This window comes from Citrifermentans bremense (genome assembly GCF_014218275.1).
Classification (GTDB): Bacteria; Desulfobacterota; Desulfuromonadia; order Geobacterales; family Geobacteraceae; genus Geomonas; species Geomonas pelophila.
In genome coordinates, this window is sequence record NZ_AP023213.1 from 1,897,982 (window position 1) to 1,916,494 (window position 18,513).

Here is an 18,513-nt window from a genome sequence, read left to right on the forward strand (position 1 = left end):
GGTGCCGCGCATCTGCGTCATCACCGTGGTGCGCGACGGTGCCCAGTTCCTTGAAGGGACCATCCTGAGCGTGCTGGAGCAAAAGGAGAGGGTGGACCTCGACTACATCGTCATTGACGGCGGCTCCACGGACGGCAGCGTCGACGTCATCCGCCGTTATGCCGACCGGCTCCTGTATTGGGTGAGCGAGCCCGACCGCGGCGTCTACGACGCCATGAACAAGGGGTGGGCTGCCGCCGGGGATGACAGCTCAATCCTCTTTCTGGGCGCAGGCGACCGGATCGTCTCGCTCCCCGACCACCTGGAACGGTTCGGTGACAAGGTGATCGTCTATGGGACGGTGCGGATGGGGGAGGACCGGGTGTTCCACCCCCGGTGCGACTTTCACCTGAAGCTGTACAACTCGCTGCACCACCAGGCGCTGCTGGTACCGAAAGCGCTCCATCCCGCGCCACCCTTCGATCTTCGCTACCGGGTCTACGCGGACTTCGATTTCAACCAGCGGCTGGCCAATTCCGGCGCGCGTTTCGTCTACGCGCCGCAGCTGATCGGCTACGCCCGTCCCGGCGGGGTGAGCGATAGGGCCGGATTTGCCGAAACTTTGCGGATTGTTTACCGAAACAGCGGATTTCTCTGGGCGGCGCTGGCCGTTTCGGGTTATTATGCCATGAAGATTTTCCCGCTAATGAAGCGGCTGCGTCCCATACGCGGCATCTGAAGCAAGAGGCCATGGCAAGAGAAGAAACCCCACAAGAAATCCTGATCGAGCCCGACGCGCCTGCGCTGCATTACTGGCGCGACCTCTGGCGGTACCGGGAGCTGCTCTGGTTCCTGGTCTGGCGCGACATCCTGGTGCGCTACAAGCAGACCGCCGTGGGGGTGCTCTGGACCTTGCTGCGGCCGCTGCTCGCCATGGCGGCCTTCACAGTTGTCTTTGGCGTCCTGGCCAAGATGCCTTCCGGGGCGGTCCCGTACCCCCTGCTGGTCTTCGCCGGGCTGCTTCCCTGGACCTTTTTCAGCAACGCCCTCTCGGAGAGTTCCGCTTCGCTCATCGGCAACGCCAATCTGCTCACCAAGGTCTACTTCCCGCGCCTGATCGTGCCCCTGGGGAGCATCCTGGCAAGCCTGGTCGACCTCGTCATCTCCTTGCTCCTGATGGTGGGACTGATGCTCTGGTACGGCTTCCTGCCGGACTGGCGCATAGCCGCGCTCCCGTTGTTCCTGTTTCTTTGCTGTCTCTCCGTATGCGGTGCGGGGCTATGGTGCGCCGCGCTCAACGTGAAGTACCGCGACTTTCGTTACCTTGTCCCCTTCCTGCTCCAGTTCGGGCTCTACGTCTCCCCGGTTGGATTTTCCACCACGGTGGTCCCCGGTTCCTGGCGCCTTCTCTACTCGCTCAACCCCATGGTCGGGGTCATCGATGGCTTCCGCTGGGCGCTTTTGGGCGGCAGGGGAGAGATATTCTGGCCCGGCGTGGCCCTCTCCACGCTTCTCTCCCTACTTCTTCTATGCACCGGCCTGTGGTTCTTCCGCAGGACCGAGCGCACCATGGCGGACGTGATATGACCATGCCCGCGATCTGCGTTGAAAACCTCGGCAAGAAATACCTGATCTCCCACCGGCAACGCGAGCAGTACCAGGCGCTGCGCGACGTCATCACCGGCGGCTTCTCCTCTGCTTACCGACGTCTGGTGAAGGGGGCGGTTCCGCCCCCCCGGGAAGAGGAGTTCTGGGCCCTCAGCGGGGTCTCCTTCGACGTGAAGCCGGGGGAGCGCGTCGGCATCATCGGGCGCAACGGCGCCGGGAAATCGACCCTGCTCAAGGTGTTGAGCCGCATTACGGAGCCCACGGCTGGTTCGGTCCGCATCCGGGGCAGAGTGGCCAGCCTTTTAGAGGTTGGGACCGGCTTTCACCCAGAGCTGACCGGCCGCGAGAACATCTTCCTGAACGGGGCCATTCTCGGGATGCAGCGCGCTGAGATCAAGCGCAAGTTCGATGAGATCGTCGATTTCGCCGAGATCGAGCGTTTCCTGGACACCCCGGTCAAACGGTACTCTTCGGGGATGTACGTGCGCCTGGCTTTTGCGGTGGCCGCCCACCTGGAGCCGGAGATCCTTGTGGTGGACGAGGTGCTGGCTGTCGGCGACGCGCAGTTCCAGAAGAAATGCCTGGGCAAGATGGAGGCGGTGGGGCAGGAAGGACGGACCGTCATCTTTGTCAGCCACAACATGACAGCGGTGCAGCGGCTTTGCCGAAAGGCGGTCTGGCTGGAAGACGGCCGCGTCTGCCGGCAGGGGGACGCGGCCGCCCTGGTCGCCGGCTATCTCAAGCATTGCTGCGAGTTTGCCAACCGCAGGGTCTGGGAGGACCCGGCCCTGGCCCCCGGAAACGAGCACGCCTCGCTTAAGTCGGTGACCCTTCTCGACGCTGCCGGCGAGCTGCTGGAACTGGCGGATCTCGCCGCCCCCGTCATTGTCGAGGTCGAGTATCTAGTGCATCGGCCGGGAGCTGTCCTTAACCTCTCCCTTTCGCTTTACAGCCAGGACGACGTCTACGTCCTCGCTTCCCCGTCCACCAGCGATCCCAACTGGTACCTCAAGGGGCACCCGACCGGGACGTTCAGGAGCAGGTGCCAGATCCCTGGCTCCCTTCTCAACGAGGGGCGTTTCAGCCTCAGCGTGCTCCTGGTGCAGGACGGGGTGCAGGTCATCGGCCTCGCGGAGCGGGTGGTCTCTTTTGACATGGTCGATTCGGGCGCCGGCAGGGGGAATTTCTTCGGCACCTGGGGCGGCGTGGTGAGGCCCCCCCTTCAGTGGCACACCCAGGTAGCCGCCGGGGTGGGTGGGGAGCAGCCGGCGCCATGAGCATCCCATCAGGCATATCCAGGCGCATAGGCGAGGTTTGCCGGACATTCCTGGCCCGCACCCGGCCGGCGACCGCCGCCGGCAAAGGGGGCAAGGCGGTGCCGTCCCTGGTGATCGTCGACGACATCTTCCCCAACTTGGTCTCCGCCTTCCGGGTGGCTGAGTACAACTACTACCTGGAGCAGTTCCCCGACGCACAGGTGCGCTCGGCCGCCGCCCTGGTCCCTTTCAGCGCCAACTGGCGCAGGTTCAGGGGCTGGATCGAGGAGTATGAACGGCAGTATCCCGGCTTCCGCGGCAGGGTCACCCTTCTTGGCGGCTTCGGGAAGATCCGGTGCCGGCTCATGTACCTGATCTTCATCAACAACGCGTACCGCTTCATCGAAGAGATCGATCAGGCGGGGATCCCTTTCGCGTTCACCCTCTACCCCGGCGGAGGGTTCCACCTGGGGCAGGAGGAGTCGGACAGGAAGTTGCGCAGGGTCTTCTCCTCGCCCAACTTCAGGAAGGTGATCGTGACGCAGAAGGTCACCAGGGATTACCTGTTGCAGGGAGAATTCTGCCTCCCCGAACAGGTCGAGTTCATCTACGGCGGCGTGTTGCCGTCGGAGCTTCTGCAGGCACGGCAGCTTCCCCGGAGGCGCTACCCGACTGAGAAGGGCAGCTTCGACATCTGTTTTGTGGCGCACAAGTACATGGAAGGGGGAATCGACAAGGGGTTCGACGTCTTCACCGAGACAGCGAGGCGCCTTGTGGCCGTCTGTCCCGACATCCGGTTCCACGTCGTCGGCACCTTCGGCCCAAGCGACCTCCCCTCGGGGGGGCTGGAAGGGAAGGTCACCTTCTACGGCACAAGGACTACCGACTTCTTCCCTTCCTTTTATGCGGGAATGGACATCATCTTGTCTCCCAACGTACCGTTCGTCCTCGCCCCGGGGGCCTTCGACGGTTTTCCCACCGGGTGCTGCATAGAGGCAGGGCTTTGCGGCGTCGCAGTTTTTTGCAGCGATCCGCTGGATCTAAACCCCTGCTTCGTCGACCGCGAAGACATCGTGATCGTTCCGAGCAACCCCGCGCGGGTGACGGAAATCGTCCTGGAATACTACCGATACCCGGACCGGCTCTACGAACTGGCTGCGCGCTGCCGAGACTCCTTCCTGAGAGTTTTCGACATCCGCCGGCAGATGCAGCCCAGGCTCCAAGCGCTGCTGTCCTGCATGGACGGTCAAGGGGAGAAGGAAGGCGCGGCTGCCCTGGCGCAGGAAAAGGGTGAAGAGGTGACGGCATGAAGAAGTTCAACGTCCTCGTGTTCCCTGGGGGAACGGAAATAGGGCTGGAGGTCCACAGAAGCCTTCACCTCTGCAAGGAGGTGACGCTTTTCTCGGCCGGGACGGCCGTCTCGAACCACGCCCCCTACGTGTTCGCCAGGCACGCCACGATCCGCAGCATCTTCGAGCCGGGGTGGATCGACGACTTGAACCGGGTTATCGCCGAGTTTGCCATCGACTACATTTTCCCCGCCTACGACGACGTCATCGTGGCCCTGGCTGAAAACGCGGCGAAGATCCAGGCAAGAATCGTCACTTCCCCTCTCGACACCTGCCTGGTCGCGCGCTCCAAGTCGAGGACCTACAACCGCTTGGCCGATGCGGTCCCGACTCCGGCGCTTCATGCCGGCCCCGAATCGGTGTCCTCCTACCCGGTCTTCGTCAAGCCGGACCAGGGGCAGGGGGCGCAGGACACGCACCGTGCCGACTCCCCGCAGCAGCTGCTGCGGCTTTTGCAGGAGAGGCCCGGGCGCATCGCGCTTGAGTACCTTCCCGGCAGGGAGTACACCGTGGACTGCTTTTCCGACCGCGAGGCCGGCCTTCTTTTTTGCAGCGGGCGCGAACGGGTGAGGATGAAAAGCGGCATCGCCATGAGCAGCAGGGTCTCCAAGGAACAGGAGATCTTCGCCGAATACGCCGCGAAGATCGCATCGCGGCTTGCCTTTCACGGTGCCTGGTTCTTTCAGCTCAAGGAGGACCGCGAAGGAGTGCTGAAACTGCTCGAGGTCGCGCCGCGGATCGCCGGGACCATGGCCCTGCACCGGGTGTTGGGGGTGAATTTCCCGCTTTTAAGCCTTTACGAGCAGGAGCGCATGCCGCTTACCATCATGACCAACGGCGGCGAGGTTGAGATCGACCGCTCGCTGGTCAACCGGTACCGGCACGACGTCGACTTCAGCACCGCCTACATAGACCTGGACGACACCCTGATCCTGAACCACCGGGTGAACCTCCAGGTGGTTGCCTTCATCTACCAGTGCCTCAACAACGGCAAGAAGGTGGTCCTTCTTACCAAGCACGAGGGCGATCTTGCCGCGACCCTAGCCAGGCACCGTCTCGCCGGGCTTTTTTGCGAGATCGTCCACCTGAAAAAGAACGATGCCAAGGCGGATTTTATCAGGGAAGGGGACGCCATATTGATCGATGACAGTTTCAGCGAGAGGAAGGTGGCCACGGAGCGGCTTGGCATCAAGACCTTTGATTGCAGCATGCTGGAGATGCTTATGGACGGGAGGAACTGAGAATGGCCGAGGTCGTGGTCAGCGAGATGGACCGGGAATTCCTGGCGCTCATCCGCAGCAACATCAGGACTTTTTTAACCGGCGCCGCGCGGCGCCATGCGGTCGAGCCCGCGCTTTTGCTCGATATAGCGCCGCAGGTTCACGAGGGGGCCCGACCCTTCTTCCCGGCAGGGATAACCGTCGAGAGCTTCGACATCGATCCCGGCTCCGGATGCACCTACATCGGGGACATCTGCCGTCGAAACGATTTTATCGCGGACGGGACTTTCGACTACGTGGTCTGTACCGAGGTGCTCGAACACACACTCCAGCCTTTCGACGCGGTGGACGAGATACTGCGCATCCTAAAGCCTGGGGGGATGCTTTTTCTCAGCGTGCCGTTCAACTTCCGTATCCACGGGCCGCTGCCTGACTGCTGGCGTTTCACCGAGCACGGCCTGCGAGCCCTGCTGAAAAACTACGACATCCTCGAGTTGGACCAGGTGGAGACGGCAGGGCGCCCCCTGATGCCGGTCCAGTACACCGTGGTAGCGCGCAAGAGGTAGGGATGACAGTTATGCCAGGATCCGATAACGAAGCCGGCGCTTTGGCGCTCTTCTCGGCAAAACCCGCTTTCAATGAAACGCTACATGTCGGCCGCCCCAACATCGGTAACCGCGAAGAGTTCCACCGGCAGATAGACGGCATCCTCGACCGCCGCTGGCTGACCAACAACGGCGAGTGCGTCCAGGAACTCGAGGCAAGGCTCGCCTCGCTTTTAGGGGTGAAGCACTGCATCGCCATGTGCAACGCCACGGTCGCCCTCGAGATCACCATCCGGGCCCTGGGGCTGAAGGGGGAGGTGATAGTCCCGTCGTTCACCTTCGTTGCCACCCCTCACTCGCTGCAGTGGCAGGAGATAACCCCGGTCTTTTGCGACATCGACCCCCTGACCCACAACATCGACCCCCGCTGCGTGGAGAAACTGCTTACGCCGCGCACTACCGGGATAATCGGCGTCCACCTCTGGGGGCGTCCCTGCGACGTTGAAGCCCTGAGCGAGATAGCGCAAAAGCACAATCTCAAGCTCATGTTCGATGCCGCCCACGCCTTCAACTGCACCCGCGGAGGGCGCATGGTGGGGGGATTCGGCAACGCCGAGGTCTTCAGCTTCCACGCCACCAAGTTCTTCAACACCCTGGAGGGGGGGGCGGTGGCGACCAACGACGACGATCTGGCGCAGCAGATCCGGCTTATGAAAAACTTCGGCTTCGCCGGCTACGACAACGTCGTCTACATCGGCACCAACGGCAAGATGAACGAGGTCTCCGCCGCCTTCGGCCTGGTCGGGCTGGAAAACCTGGACCAGTTCGTGGCGGTCAACCGGGCGAACTATCAGGTTTACCGCCAGGGGCTTGCCGGTGTGCCCGGCATCTCCCTCATCGCCTACGAGGAAGGTGAGCGGAACAACTACCAGTACATCGTCTGCGAGGTGGACCACGCTTCGGCCGGGATCAGCCGCGATGCTCTGATGGAAGTGCTGCATGCCGAAAATGTGGTCGCCCGCCGTTATTTCTACCCTGGGTGCCACCGGATGGAGCCGTACCGCTCCTACTTCCCCCATGCCGGGCTCCTTTTGCCTCACACCGAAGCCCTGACACAAAGAGTCCTGCTGCTGCCGACCGGAACCGCCGTCGGTCCGGGGGAAATCGAAAAGATTTGCCGCATCATCAAACTGGCTGTAGAGCACGCTCCGGAGGTGATGCGGAAGGTGACCACCGGGTGAGAGGCCGATGAAGCTAAGCGTTCTGATCATCACCTACAACCATGAGAAATTCATCGCGCAGGCGCTAGACAGCGTCTTGATGCAGACGGTGAATTTTGATTACGAGATCGTTATTGGGGAGGACTGCTCCACCGACGGCACCCGCGACATCGTGCTGGCTTACCGGGACGCGCACCCCGACAAGATACGCCTGCTCCTGCCGGAGAAGAACCTGGGGATGCACCGTAACTTCGTCGAGACCTACCGCGCCTGCCGTGGAGAATACCTCGCCTTGCTGGACGGTGACGACTACTGGAGCAGCAGGGATAAATTGCAGCAGCAGGTCGATTTTCTCGACGCCAATCCCGGGTGTGCCATCTGCTTTCACCCGGTCGCCATAGCCACTGCCGAAGATCCGTCGGCGTCCGTCACCTTCCCCGAGGGGTTCGACAGGGCGGTGTCGACCCTGGAGGACCTGGTGGTCGAGAACTTCATCCCGACCTGTTCTGCCGTGACGAGAGGCGGGCTCATAACTGAATTCCCCGAGTGGTTTTTCTCCCTGCGCCAGGGGGACTGGCCTTTCCACGTACTGAACGCACAGCACGGGGACATCGGCTTCCTGAACGACACCATGGCCGTCTATCGCGTCCACGCAGGCGGGGTCTGGTCCGGCGAGAAGCTTGCGCCGAGGCTTGAGGCGATCGTCGAGGCTTACAGTGCCATAAACGACCACCTGGGGCGCAAATACGACCACCTGGTGCGGCGCGAGATGGCCCGGTACTACTACAGAATTTCCCGGTGCCTGGAAGAGATGGGGGCAGTCGGGCCAGCCAGAGAGGCGTTTTGGAAAGGTCTCCGCTCGTCTTTCAACGCCGCCAGCGGCAGGGAACGGGCCGTTTTGGCCCTGAAGCTTTACGCACCGCGGCTTTACCGGTTCATCGCCGGAGCCATGCAAGCTTGCGGGGGTGGAGCTGGAAATGGATAGGGAAGACCTGCTCTTAAAGCTCAGCGGCAAGAAGGTGATCTTCGTCTTTGGAAACCTGGAGCTGGGAGGTGGAGAGCGCCAGGGGCTCCTTCTGGCCCGCCGGCTGCGCGACCTTTGCGGCTGCGACGTGCAGGTCTGGGGGCTGGGCGCAGCACCGGGAAGGGTGTCGCAGCTGTGCGAGGCGTCTGGGATACCCTGGAAATGCCTGGGGCTGCAGTGGCGCTTCGGGGTAAGGCACGCCCCGGCCAACATCGCCCTCCTTTCCAGGTTGGCCTTGCTGTTAAGGCGCGAGAAGCCCGACTTGCTGCTTCCTTACACCTTCCTGCCCAACCTGCTGTGCGGGCTCTCCTGGAGGTTTACCGGTGCGCGCCTTTGCGTCTGGAACCAGCGCGACGCCGGCTTCTTCCTGGATAGTGGGTTGTGGCACAGGCTCGCGGTGCGCCTTACCCCGCGTTTCATAGCCAACTCGGAACAGGGAAGACAGGCGCTGCAGGACGCGTATGGCCTGCAGGGGCGCCCGGTGGCGGTGATTGCGAACGGTGTGGTGCTGGACGCCCCCCAGGCGGCACGCGAAGAATGGCGGACGAGGCTCGGGGTGCCGAAAGACGCCTTTCTCGCCTGCATGCTGGGCAACATCCACGGTTATAAGGACCATGCCACGCTGCTGAGGGGGTGGAGGCACTTCCTTGATAACGTCCACCCTGACGCCCGGGGCAGGGTGGTGCTTGTCCTTGCGGGACGGCACGACGATGGGTACCAGGCGCTACAAGGCCTGGTGGAGTCGCTTCGCCTGCAGGATAGCGTCCTTTTCGCCGGGGCGGTAAGTGACGTGGCCGGGCTGCTGTACGCCTGCGACCTGTGCGTTCACAGCGCAGTGAGCGAAGGTCTTCCCAATGCCGTGCTGGAGGCGATGGCTGCCGGACTGCCGGTCGTCGCGTCCGATATCCCGGGGGTACGCGAGGCGGTGGGGCCCCAAGGGTATCGTTTCCTAGCCCCCAGCGGCGATGCGGAACTCCTTGGGGAGCGGGTAGCTGAACTTTTTTGCGACGAAGCGTTGCGCTCCCGCCTGGGGGAGGCTATGCGCAGGCGGGCCGAGGGGGAATTCTCCGTTTCCCGGATGTTCGACCTCACCACCGGTTTTATCGGTGAAGGGTGGCCTGACCCGTGAGAGATGCCGTGAAAAACATGCTGGTCCATCTAGGAACCTTGCTCTATCGTCTGCGCCCTAGCAGCCGGGTCCCGGAGGTCTTCTTCCTGTTCCCGTTCTTCCATGTGGGGGGGGCTGAGCGGGTACATGCGGAAATAATCAAAGAAGCGGCGCCAAGAAGTCCCTTGGTCTTCATCACTCACCGTTCGCAGGGCGACGCCCTCCGTGAGACCTTTGCCGAAAACGCCCGCATCGTGGAACTGTCCAGGTGGACCGGCAATCCCGTGTCGGCCGCGGTCGTGGTGGGGTACCTGGCTGCGGTCATCAACAGCTCGACCAGACCTCTGGTGTTCTCTTCCAACACGCCGCTTTTCTACACCCTATTGCCCTACCTTAAGGAGGATGCCTTCGTTGTCGACCTAATCCACGCCTTCGGGGGGGGCATCGAGTCGATTTCGTTGCCGCTTGCTGCCCGGCTGGACCGGCGCATCGTCATCGACTACCACACCTTCGAGGATCTGAACCGCCAGTACGCCGACTGCAACATGCCAGACGACCTCCTGAAGCGGATCGACGTAGTCGAGAATGGTGTCGCTGTCCCGGTTGTAAAGCCAGAGAGGGTGGCAACGGAGCCGCTCCGGGTTCTTTACGTGGGGCGGGGGACGGAAGAGAAAAGGGTGCATCTGGTAGGCCGCATCGCGAGGCTTTGCCATGAGCTAGGGGTGCCGGCCGATTTCACCCTTGTCGGAGCGCTCATGCATGCCGTTGATCTGGCTGACCATCCCTATTGCCGCTTCACGGGCGAACTGCAGGACCCGGAAGCGGTCGCTGCCGTGTACCGCGCCAGCGACATCCTGCTGCTCACTTCGGAAAGGGAAGGCTTCCCGATGGTTGTGATGGAAGCCATGGCCAACGGCGTCGTTCCGGCGACGACAGACGTAGGGGGCATCAGTCACCATCTCCGCGACGGCGAAAACGGTTTTCTCCTCGGCGATTGCCGCGATGAAGATGACTTGGTCCGACGCTTTGCGGCCATCGTAGAGCGGCTGCACCAGGACCGGCCGCTTCTGCACCGGTTATCCGATGCAGCCTACGCCCATGCTGCTGCCAACTTCTCCGGAAAAGGATTCGAAAGTTACTACGGAAAGCTCTTTGCCACCCTACCTGCCGTAGCGGGGGAACCGATGAGACCGCTCCTTTCCGTGGTGGTGTGCACCTACAACAGGGAGGCCCTGCTGAGGCACTGCCTGCAGTCGCTTGCCGGGCAGACCCTGGATAAGGAGCGCTACGAGGTCCTCGTCATCGACAATAATTCGACGGATGGGACCCGCACGGTCGCCTCTTCCTTTGCGCCGCGCATCCCCAATCTCAGGCTGGTGCTCGAGCCCCGGCAGGGTGTCAGCCACGCCCGCAACCGCGGCTGGCGCGAAGCCCAGGGAGAGCTCGTCGCTTACATCGACGATGATGCCCAGGCATGCCCGGAGTGGTGCGAGCGTATCGTCGCCGCCTTTACTACCATGTCGCCGCGACCGGTAGCCGTAGGTGGGGAGATTCGCCCCTGGTACGAGGCCACTCCACCTTCCTGGTTTTGCGACGACTTCGAGCTGCGCAGTTGGGGAAAGGGCGCCGGTTTCCTCAAGCCGCCCCGCGCCAAGCATGGGTTTTCCGGCGCCAACATGGCTTTCGCAAAGAGTGCTCTTGAGGAACTGGGCGGGTTCTCACCGAGGTACGGATGCGCAACTGGTGAAAGCACAGGGCCAGGTGAAGAAACTGATTTTGCCCAAAGGCTCTACTCGAAGCACCCCCTGTTTTGGTACGATCCAGCCATCTTTGTCCGGCACTGGACACCGGCGCGCTTCACCACGGTATCTTTCATCCTGAGGCGCAGCTACAACTCCGGCCGATCGCTCGCCGTGATGCAGGGGAGGCGCATCTGCTCTGCATCCTACCTCATGGCTTTTTCCGCCGCTCTCTTTCTCATGGCGGCAACGCCTTTTGCTTTGCTGCGCCCCTCGCGTCCCCTGAAGACGGAAATGGTCAGGAGGGCTGAGGATCTGGCCGGAAGAGTGGGATACCTTCTGGGCAGGGCGCCCAAGACGAAGAATTGAAGGAGGTTGGACCTGGACGGAGTGAAACTGCTGCTCAAACAGGGGCTGGAATTTGCGCGCGGACATCGCCTCCCCAAAGCGCCCGAGCTATCCTGCCCGACATTGACCCTTGGCGACCCGAGCTATGGTGCCTGGACCTTCTGTCCACAGGGGCTCACACCCGGCGGGATCGTCTACTCCTTTGGCGTCGGAGAGGACATAAGCTGGGACCTCGCCATCATCGAGAAGTACGGCGTCGCCGTCCACGCCTTCGACCCCACGCCGCGCTCGGCTGAGTTCGTGAAACGGCAGAGCTTACCCGGCGAATTCGTTTTCCACCCCTACGGCCTGGCGGACTACGACGGGACAGCGCTTTTCTATCCCCCCGAAAACTCGGAGTGGGTGAGCCACACCCTGCTCAGGCGCCGCGCGACAGCGGGAAAGGCTATAGAGGTCCAGGTGCGACGCCTGGAGACCATCATGTTGCTTTTGGGCCACGATAAGATCAACCTGCTCAAGATGGACATCGAGGGGGCTGAGTACGGCGTCATCCCCGACATTCTCAACAGTTCCCTCGTGGCGGGCGGGGCGGAGCAGCTGCTGGTCGAGTTTCACCACCGCTTTCCCGGCAAAGGGGTTAAAGACACCATCTTTTGCATCGAGGCGCTGGAAAAAGCAGGCCTGCGCTCCTTCCACATCTCACAAAACGGAGAGGATTGGGGATTCGCACGGGAAGACGGGAAGGTGGCTCCTTGAAACTGCTGATCGTCACCTCATCCTATACCACCTATCTGCAGGCGTTTTACGGCTCGCGTCCGGATCTTCGTGCCTCCTGCTATGACGAGCAGAAGGCGGCTTACGAGGCGGATGCATTCGGCTGGTCTGCCTGCTGGCGCGATGCGCTGCTTCCCTATGGCTGGGAGGTCAGCGACATCGTCTGGAACGTGGAGCCGATGCAGCGCGCCTGGGCCAGGGAGCGGGGGATCAAGGAGTGGGGCGAGCTCGACTTGAAACAGATCGCGCTCCTGCAGGCAAAGGAGTTCCAGCCCGACCTCGTCTGGTTCGACGATCATGATCCGGCCTTTCTGAAAGCCCTCAGGCATGAGATTTCTGCCATCAAGGCGGCCTTGGGTTGGGTGGGGAGCGCCATGCCGAAGACTCCGGTATGGCGGGACCTAGATCTGGTCCTCTCATGTGCGCCGGAATCGGTGCAGACCCTGAAAGACGCCGGCTATCCTGCTCTCGTCTTTCCGCACAGCTTCGATCCAGCCGTTCTCCGCCGCCTTGAGCAGCGGCAAAAGAGCGCGCACATCTCCTTCGTCGGTCAACTGCTGCGCTTCAACGACTTTCACCTGCGGCGGGACGAGATTTTGGAGCTGCTGGCCGGGCAGGTGCCCTTGGCTATCCATTCCCCGACTTCTTCGGGGTCGGGTGTTGAGGAACTGAGGTCGCTGGTGAAGGTAGCAGTGAACCTTGGCATGACGGGGCTCACCCACTTAGGCATATCTGAAAATACACTGCGGCGGTTGCCGCTGCTCGGAGCGGTTGCGGGGCTTACGCCCGGGCAGTGCCGGCCAGTCAACCCGCGGCTGCGCCCCTTCCTGAAACCGCCGGTATTCGGCCTGGAGATGTTCCAATTGCTCGCAGACTCGCTGCTAGCCCTCAACATACATGCCGACTCCTCGCCCGAGTTCGCGTCCAACATGAGACTCTACGAGGTGACTGGCGTCGGTTCCTGCCTGGTGAGCGACTGGAAGAGCAATTTGCACGAGATCTTTGAGCCGGACAGCGAGGTGGCGGTTTTCCAATCTGCCGAGGAGTGCGTAGAAAAGGTGAAGTGGCTTCTGGAGCATAAAAGCGCGGCCGAAGAGATGGGGAGGGCAGGGCAGCGCCGCACCCTGGAGAACTACACCTTTGCCCATCGTGCGCCGAAGCTTGCTGAAATCCTCGAGCGGTTGGTGCGGATCCAGGCGCCTTCGTCTGGCAAGGGGGCATGATGCTGCTGGAAGCGATCCGCATGGGGGGATCCCCGCTGCTGATGGCGGCAAGGCTCGTGCAAAACCGCCTGAGTCCGCCGACCCTGATCCTGCTTTACCACCGGGTCACCAACCTGGAAAGCGACCCGCAACTATTAGCCGTGTCGCCGCGAAACTTCTTCGACCAGATGCGCTACCTGAAGGAGAACTTCCCCCTGGTGCGGCTTGAGCAAGCGCCAGTCGATAAGCCTGCGGTGGCGATCACCTTCGACGACGGCTACGCCGATAACGCGCTGGAGGCGCTTCCCATACTGGAAGAACTGCAAGTTCCAGCAACCTTCTTCGTGGCCACCGATCTCATCGGGACCGACCGCGAATTCTGGTGGGACGAGGTGGAAAGGCTGCTCCTCTTGGAGCGTGAGTACCCTACGTTCCTGGAACTGACGGCAGGGGGGGAGGGTGGGCGTTGGGAAACCGCAACTGTGGCGCAGAGGGCCCGCTGTTACCGGGAGCTGTTGCCGCTGCTGCGCCGAGATTTGCCGGAGCAGCGGGAGGAGCACTTGGCAAGGCTGCGGCTTTGGGCAGGGACGGGGGCCGTCGGGCGGGAAACCCACCGGGCCCTCTCGGTGGAGCAACTGCGCAGGCTTGCGGCAAGCCCGGAGGTGACTCTCGGCGCCCACACCCTGAGCCACAGCTCACTTTCGGTGCTGCAGGTGTCGCGACAGCGCGAGGAGATCGCCGGGTCCAGAGCGCGGCTTGAGCAATGGAGCGGAAAGCCAATTGAGGTTTTTTCCTACCCCTTCGGCACCAGAGACGATTACACGGCCGAGACCCTCTCACTGTGCCGCGAGATGGGGTTCGCGCGAACCTGTTCCGCCTTCCCGGGCCAGTGGCGCTCCGGCACCGATCCGCAACAGTTGCCTCGTCAGGTCGTGCGCGACTGGGACCTCCACACCTTCAAAAAACGACTCTCAAGGTTCTGGCTCTCATGAAAGTGCTGCACCTCTCTACCTCCGATAGCGGCGGCGGCGCCTTTAACGCCGCGAGGCGGTTGCACCAGGGGCTCCAGGTTCAGGGGGCCGAGTCCGGAATGCTGGTGCAGACGACTACGGGAAGCGACACGCGGGTCACAGCGAAGCTCCCCCGCCACGGGCAGCAGTTCGCCTTCCTGAGATACTTCCTCGATGCGCTCCCCGCCTTGGCCAGCCGCCGCGGCAGGGGGGGCACCTTCACCCCGGCGTTCCTTCCCGATTCGCTGGCGGGGGATGTGGGCCTGGCCGCTCCCGACCTGGTGCATCTGCACTGGGTGGCGGGAGGGTTCCTGAGGCTTGAGACCCTTGCTCGCCTCAAGCGTCCCCTGGTCTGGACCCTGCACGACTCCTGGCCCTTCACAGGGGGGTGCCACGTGCCGCAGGAGTGCCGGCGCTACATGGACTCCTGCGGGGCCTGTCCGCAACTCTCTTCCCGCCACGAGTTTGACCTCTCCCGGATGGTTTGGAACCGGAAGCAGAAGGCGTGGCGGCAGCTCTCGCTGGCACTGGTCGCGCCCAGTCGCTGGATGGCGCGGTGCGCCGGCGACAGCTCCCTGTTCCGTGAGCGCAGGATCGAGGTGATCCCCAACGGGCTGGATTTGGAGTCGGTCCACCCGGTGGACAAGGTGGAGGCACGCCGCGCGCTGGGACTCCCCGAGGACCGACAATTGGTGCTCTTCGGTGCTGTGCGCGGCCTGAGCGACAGCAACAAAGGCGCGCAGTACCTGGTGCCGGCGCTGGAAAAGCTGGCACGGGCGGGGTTGGGGCAGAAGGTGGAGCTGCTTGTCTTCGGTCGCGACGTCCCGGAACAAACGCTCGACCTTGGGCTTCCGACGCGGTACCTTGGCTACTTTGAGAATCAGCAGGATCTGAACCGGCTCTACAGCGCGGCCGACCTCTTTCTCGCCCCTTCGCGGCAGGAGAACCTTCCCTGCACCGTTATGGAGGCGATGGCCTGCGGTACCCCCTGCGTCGGGTTCGACATCGGAGGGATGCCGGATCTCATTACCCATGGTGTTGACGGTTACCTCGCCCGTCCCTTCAGCCCGGAGTCGCTAGCGGAGGGTATGGTGTGGTTGCTTAGCGCGGCAGAGGGGGGTGCCCCACTACGGAAGGCCTGCCGTCTCAAGGTCGAGACACAATTCGATATCAGGCTCTGCGCGCAACGCCACCTCGACTTTTACCGGGATATCCTCGCTGGAGGCACCGCGGGATAAAGGCCGTTCCACATCTGTTTTTTGAGACACGGCTAACAGCATCAACAAGGAGATCAACAGGTGGATTTCGCTTTTCTCATCAAGCGTCTTGCCCGCGCCTTCGGCGTCGACATCCGCGCCTACCGCCCGGCGCGCTCCGAGGCGGCGCGGCTCGCACGAATGCTGGAGCATCACCGGATAGATACGGTCCTGGACGTCGGCGCCAACACTGGCCAGTTCGCAAGGCACCTGCGCTCCATCGGCTACCGGGGGAGGATCATCTGCTTCGATCCACTGAGCCAAGCCCATGCTGCTCTTATTGAGATCGCGCGCCGGGACCCTGCCTTGATTGTCGCCCCGCGGCAGGCGCTTGGGGAGGAGACGGGCGAGATCGAGATCAACGTCTCGGCCAACCTGGAAAGCAGTTCCCTGCTCCGCGTCTCTGATGCTCACCTGCAGGCGGAGCCGCGCGTCAGAACCGTTGCAGTGGAGAAGGTCCCCCTAAACCGGCTCGATGATGCCGCGCTTTGCTACCTTTCTCCAGGCAACAGGGTCTTCCTGAAGATCGATGTGCAGGGGTACGAGCTTCCGGTGCTGCACGGTGCCCAAGGTATCCTCCAACAGGTGTGTGGCCTACAGCTCGAACTCTCTTTGCACCCCTTGTACGACGGCGAGCCTTTGTTCCGCGAGGTGATCGACACAGTCGAGACCCTTGGATTCACCCTCCACGACCTCAACCCCTGTTTCTCCGACGACGCCACGGGTAGAACGTACCAGGTCGATGGTGTCTTCTTCCGGACCGAATAAGAGCTCCCATGACAATTCCACTCTTGCCATAATTACACTTTCCCTCATACCGCAGCGACCCTCATCCCGCCCGGCTCGCGGGTGGGCGAGGTCGTCACCGGCGTCTGATCTTCTCACTTACGTTTACTTGACCTGCATCAAATCCTTAAGCTCTCGCTGCGCTTATAGTTCAGTCACTGAAAAGAACGCTTGCCAAAGCGGTTGCAGCCGCCGCGCGGCGCGTCGAATGACAGCTCAAAGGAGAGGTGACAGATGGCGAGATTGATAGACGAGCTGAAAAAGGACCATGTCGAGATCGATGCGATGCTTGCCAAGGTGAGGGACAGCAAGGTCACCAACCAGGAGGCCCACAAGATACTGATCGCGGCCAAGGGAAAACTCCTGGCCCACCTGAAGAAAGAGGATATCCAACTCTACCCGGTCCTTAACAAGGCCGCGGTAAACGACGCCACGCTGAAGCGTTCGGTCGATTTTTACGCCAAGGACATGCAGGAGATCACGGCGGATGCTATCGCCTTTTTCGACAAGTATTCTCCGGCGGACGCCGCCATAGACATAGAGTTCGCCAGAGCGTTCGGCAGGTTGTACTCCATCCTAGCCAGAAGGCTGCGCAGCGAGGAGAGCACGCTCTACCCCGCCTACGAGAAGTTGCACCCGCTCTAACCCTCGCTTTCGTCTCCCTGCAAACTATGGGGCTTAACTCCCTTGCGCCCGCGCTTTACATGCCTCGCTGTCTGGGGTATTTTATGCGACTGATTCTAAGCCCAAAAGCGGGCTACTCAGGGAGTTCCAGTGAATGTATTCGAGGCAATAATTCTTGGCATCGTCGAGGGACTCAGCGAGTTCCTCCCGATTTCCTCCACCGGGCACCTGATCCTCGCCTCCACGCTGATGAAGCTGCAGCAGTCGGACGCGCACAAGGTGTTCGAGGTGACCATCCAACTCGGAGCCATGCTGGCGGTGGTGCAGATCTACCGCAAGCAGCTCCTAGCCCGCCCAGAACTCCTCAAGAAGGTCTGCTTCGCCTTCCTTCCCACCGGCGCCCTGGGATACCTGCTCTACAAGGCGGTGAAGTCCTTCTTCCAACCCTCGCTGGTGAGCTACACGCTCATCGCCGGGGGGATCGCCTTCATACTCATCGAAATCTGGATGAAGAACCGCCCCGCCTCCACCGCCAGCCTCGACCACATGAGCTACCGGCAGGCCTTCGCCATCGGCGTGATCCAGAGCCTTTCCATGGTCCCCGGGGTCTCGCGCTCCGGCGCCACCATCATGGGCGGGCTTGTCATCGGGATGAACCGCAAGGATGCGGCCGAGTTCTCGTTCCTGTTAGCGCTCCCCACCATGCTGGCCGCCACCTGCTACGACATATACAAGAATTACGCGGTCTTTCACCTGGGGGACTGGCAGAACATCGCCGTCGGCTTCGTCACCTCGTTCATCTTCGCCGTCATCGGCATCAAGGCGCTGCTGAAGATCATCACCAGCCACACCTTCATCCCGTTCGGCATCTACCGCATAGCCGTCGGCATCGTCTTCCTGATTTTCCTCACCTAGCCGTCTTCAGCGGCGCCGACCATTGAAAGGAACCGTTGCATGGAGAAGATCCGCGTCTGCGTGAACGACCTGATGCAGAAGAACTACGTCTACTACCTGACCGAGCCTGTGGGGGAGAATTTCCATCCGGAGTTCAAGCCTGAGCTGACCCCGCAGGAGATGCTGGAGCTGGGGGTCTTCGGCGGGAAGTATCTCACCGACTGCACCGGCGAATTCCCGAAGGAATGGTTTGCCAACGCGAGGCTCTGCCATGAGCGTCACGTCCCGGAGTACAACTTCTTCGGCGTCAACGCCTCGAAGCCGCTTTCCTACTGGCGTGAGAAGGGTTGGATCTACAGCGTCGATCCGAGGGGATGGTTCCAGTGGTACTGCAGGTACTACATGGGGAGGAGATGCCCGGACGACCAGCGGCAGATCAAGAGATGGAAGGCGATGGTGCGGCACATAGCACAGATCCGGCACAACTGCCCGGAAGGGGTGCTGACCTGCCGCAGGAAGCAGCGCCAGGCCCTGCTGCATTGGGCCTACGACAGCCGGAAGATCTGATCCC

At 62.1% G+C, this 18,513-nt stretch carries 18 protein-coding genes; all 18 read left to right on the forward strand.

Annotated features, from left to right (window positions below):
- The first annotated feature begins 1 nt into the window (after position 1).
- The 18 genes from GEOBRER4_RS08440 (at position 2) to GEOBRER4_RS08525 (ending at position 18,509) form a co-directional block, all read left to right on the forward strand.
- The gene (locus GEOBRER4_RS08440) at positions 2-718 is read left to right on the forward strand and encodes a glycosyltransferase family 2 protein (RefSeq protein WP_185245016.1); all 717 of its coding nucleotides are present in this window, start codon (positions 2-4) and stop codon (positions 716-718) included.
- An 11-nt stretch (positions 719-729) separates the two neighbouring features.
- Positions 730-1,566, forward strand: coding sequence for an ABC transporter permease (locus GEOBRER4_RS08445; protein ID WP_185245017.1), 837 nt, complete (start codon positions 730-732; stop codon positions 1,564-1,566).
- On the forward strand, positions 1,563-2,864 hold the full coding sequence (locus GEOBRER4_RS08450) for an ABC transporter ATP-binding protein (RefSeq protein ID WP_185245018.1): 1,302 nt from the start codon (positions 1,563-1,565) through the stop codon (positions 2,862-2,864). The genes GEOBRER4_RS08445 and GEOBRER4_RS08450 overlap by 4 nt, the downstream gene beginning before the upstream one ends.
- Positions 2,861-4,153 (forward strand): glycosyltransferase family 4 protein, encoded by a 1,293-nt coding sequence (locus GEOBRER4_RS08455; protein ID WP_185245019.1) that lies wholly within the window; start codon positions 2,861-2,863, stop codon positions 4,151-4,153. Before GEOBRER4_RS08450 ends, GEOBRER4_RS08455 begins: the two co-directional genes overlap by 4 nt.
- The gene (locus GEOBRER4_RS08460) at positions 4,150-5,433 is read left to right on the forward strand and encodes an ATP-grasp domain-containing protein (RefSeq protein WP_185245020.1); all 1,284 of its coding nucleotides are present in this window, start codon (positions 4,150-4,152) and stop codon (positions 5,431-5,433) included. The genes GEOBRER4_RS08455 and GEOBRER4_RS08460 overlap by 4 nt, the downstream gene beginning before the upstream one ends.
- A 2-nt stretch (positions 5,434-5,435) precedes the next feature.
- Positions 5,436-5,978, forward strand: a complete 543-nt coding sequence (locus tag GEOBRER4_RS08465) for a class I SAM-dependent methyltransferase (protein WP_185245021.1) — start codon at positions 5,436-5,438, stop codon at positions 5,976-5,978.
- A gap of 11 nt (positions 5,979-5,989) precedes the next feature.
- On the forward strand, positions 5,990-7,198 hold the full coding sequence (locus GEOBRER4_RS08470; protein ID WP_197971400.1) for a DegT/DnrJ/EryC1/StrS family aminotransferase: 1,209 nt from the start codon (positions 5,990-5,992) through the stop codon (positions 7,196-7,198).
- A 7-nt stretch (positions 7,199-7,205) separates the two neighbouring features.
- The gene (locus GEOBRER4_RS08475) at positions 7,206-8,162 is read left to right on the forward strand and encodes a glycosyltransferase (protein WP_185245023.1); all 957 of its coding nucleotides are present in this window, start codon (positions 7,206-7,208) and stop codon (positions 8,160-8,162) included.
- On the forward strand, positions 8,155-9,330 hold the full coding sequence (locus GEOBRER4_RS08480) for a glycosyltransferase (RefSeq protein WP_185245024.1): 1,176 nt from the start codon (positions 8,155-8,157) through the stop codon (positions 9,328-9,330). The genes GEOBRER4_RS08475 and GEOBRER4_RS08480 overlap by 8 nt, the downstream gene beginning before the upstream one ends.
- 17 nt (positions 9,331-9,347) lie before the next feature.
- Positions 9,348-11,417 (forward strand): glycosyltransferase, encoded by a 2,070-nt coding sequence (locus GEOBRER4_RS08485; protein WP_226377948.1) that lies wholly within the window; start codon positions 9,348-9,350, stop codon positions 11,415-11,417.
- 6 nt (positions 11,418-11,423) lie between these two features.
- Entirely contained in the window at positions 11,424-12,152 is a 729-nt protein-coding gene (locus tag GEOBRER4_RS08490; RefSeq protein ID WP_185245026.1) for an FkbM family methyltransferase, read from the forward strand.
- On the forward strand, positions 12,149-13,393 hold the full coding sequence (locus GEOBRER4_RS08495; RefSeq protein ID WP_185245027.1) for a CgeB family protein: 1,245 nt from the start codon (positions 12,149-12,151) through the stop codon (positions 13,391-13,393). Before GEOBRER4_RS08490 ends, GEOBRER4_RS08495 begins: the two co-directional genes overlap by 4 nt.
- The gene (locus tag GEOBRER4_RS08500; RefSeq protein ID WP_185245028.1) at positions 13,393-14,364 is read left to right on the forward strand and encodes a polysaccharide deacetylase family protein; all 972 of its coding nucleotides are present in this window, start codon (positions 13,393-13,395) and stop codon (positions 14,362-14,364) included. Before GEOBRER4_RS08495 ends, GEOBRER4_RS08500 begins: the two co-directional genes overlap by 1 nt.
- Positions 14,361-15,620: a glycosyltransferase family 4 protein gene (locus GEOBRER4_RS08505; protein WP_185245029.1), complete on the forward strand. Its 1,260-nt coding sequence runs from the start codon at positions 14,361-14,363 to the stop codon at positions 15,618-15,620. The genes GEOBRER4_RS08500 and GEOBRER4_RS08505 overlap by 4 nt, the downstream gene beginning before the upstream one ends.
- Before the next feature lie 60 nt (positions 15,621-15,680).
- The gene (locus GEOBRER4_RS08510; protein ID WP_185245030.1) at positions 15,681-16,406 is read left to right on the forward strand and encodes an FkbM family methyltransferase; all 726 of its coding nucleotides are present in this window, start codon (positions 15,681-15,683) and stop codon (positions 16,404-16,406) included.
- Between the two features lie 252 nt (positions 16,407-16,658).
- Positions 16,659-17,069: a hemerythrin domain-containing protein gene (locus GEOBRER4_RS08515; protein ID WP_185245031.1), complete on the forward strand. Its 411-nt coding sequence runs from the start codon at positions 16,659-16,661 to the stop codon at positions 17,067-17,069.
- Positions 17,070-17,198: 129 nt separating this feature from the next.
- Complete coding sequence (locus GEOBRER4_RS08520; RefSeq protein WP_185245032.1) at positions 17,199-17,963, forward strand: undecaprenyl-diphosphate phosphatase; 765 nt, start codon at positions 17,199-17,201, stop codon at positions 17,961-17,963.
- 39 nt (positions 17,964-18,002) lie between these two features.
- Positions 18,003-18,509 (forward strand): hypothetical protein, encoded by a 507-nt coding sequence (locus tag GEOBRER4_RS08525; protein WP_185245033.1) that lies wholly within the window; start codon positions 18,003-18,005, stop codon positions 18,507-18,509.
- Positions 18,510-18,513: the final 4 nt, after the last annotated feature.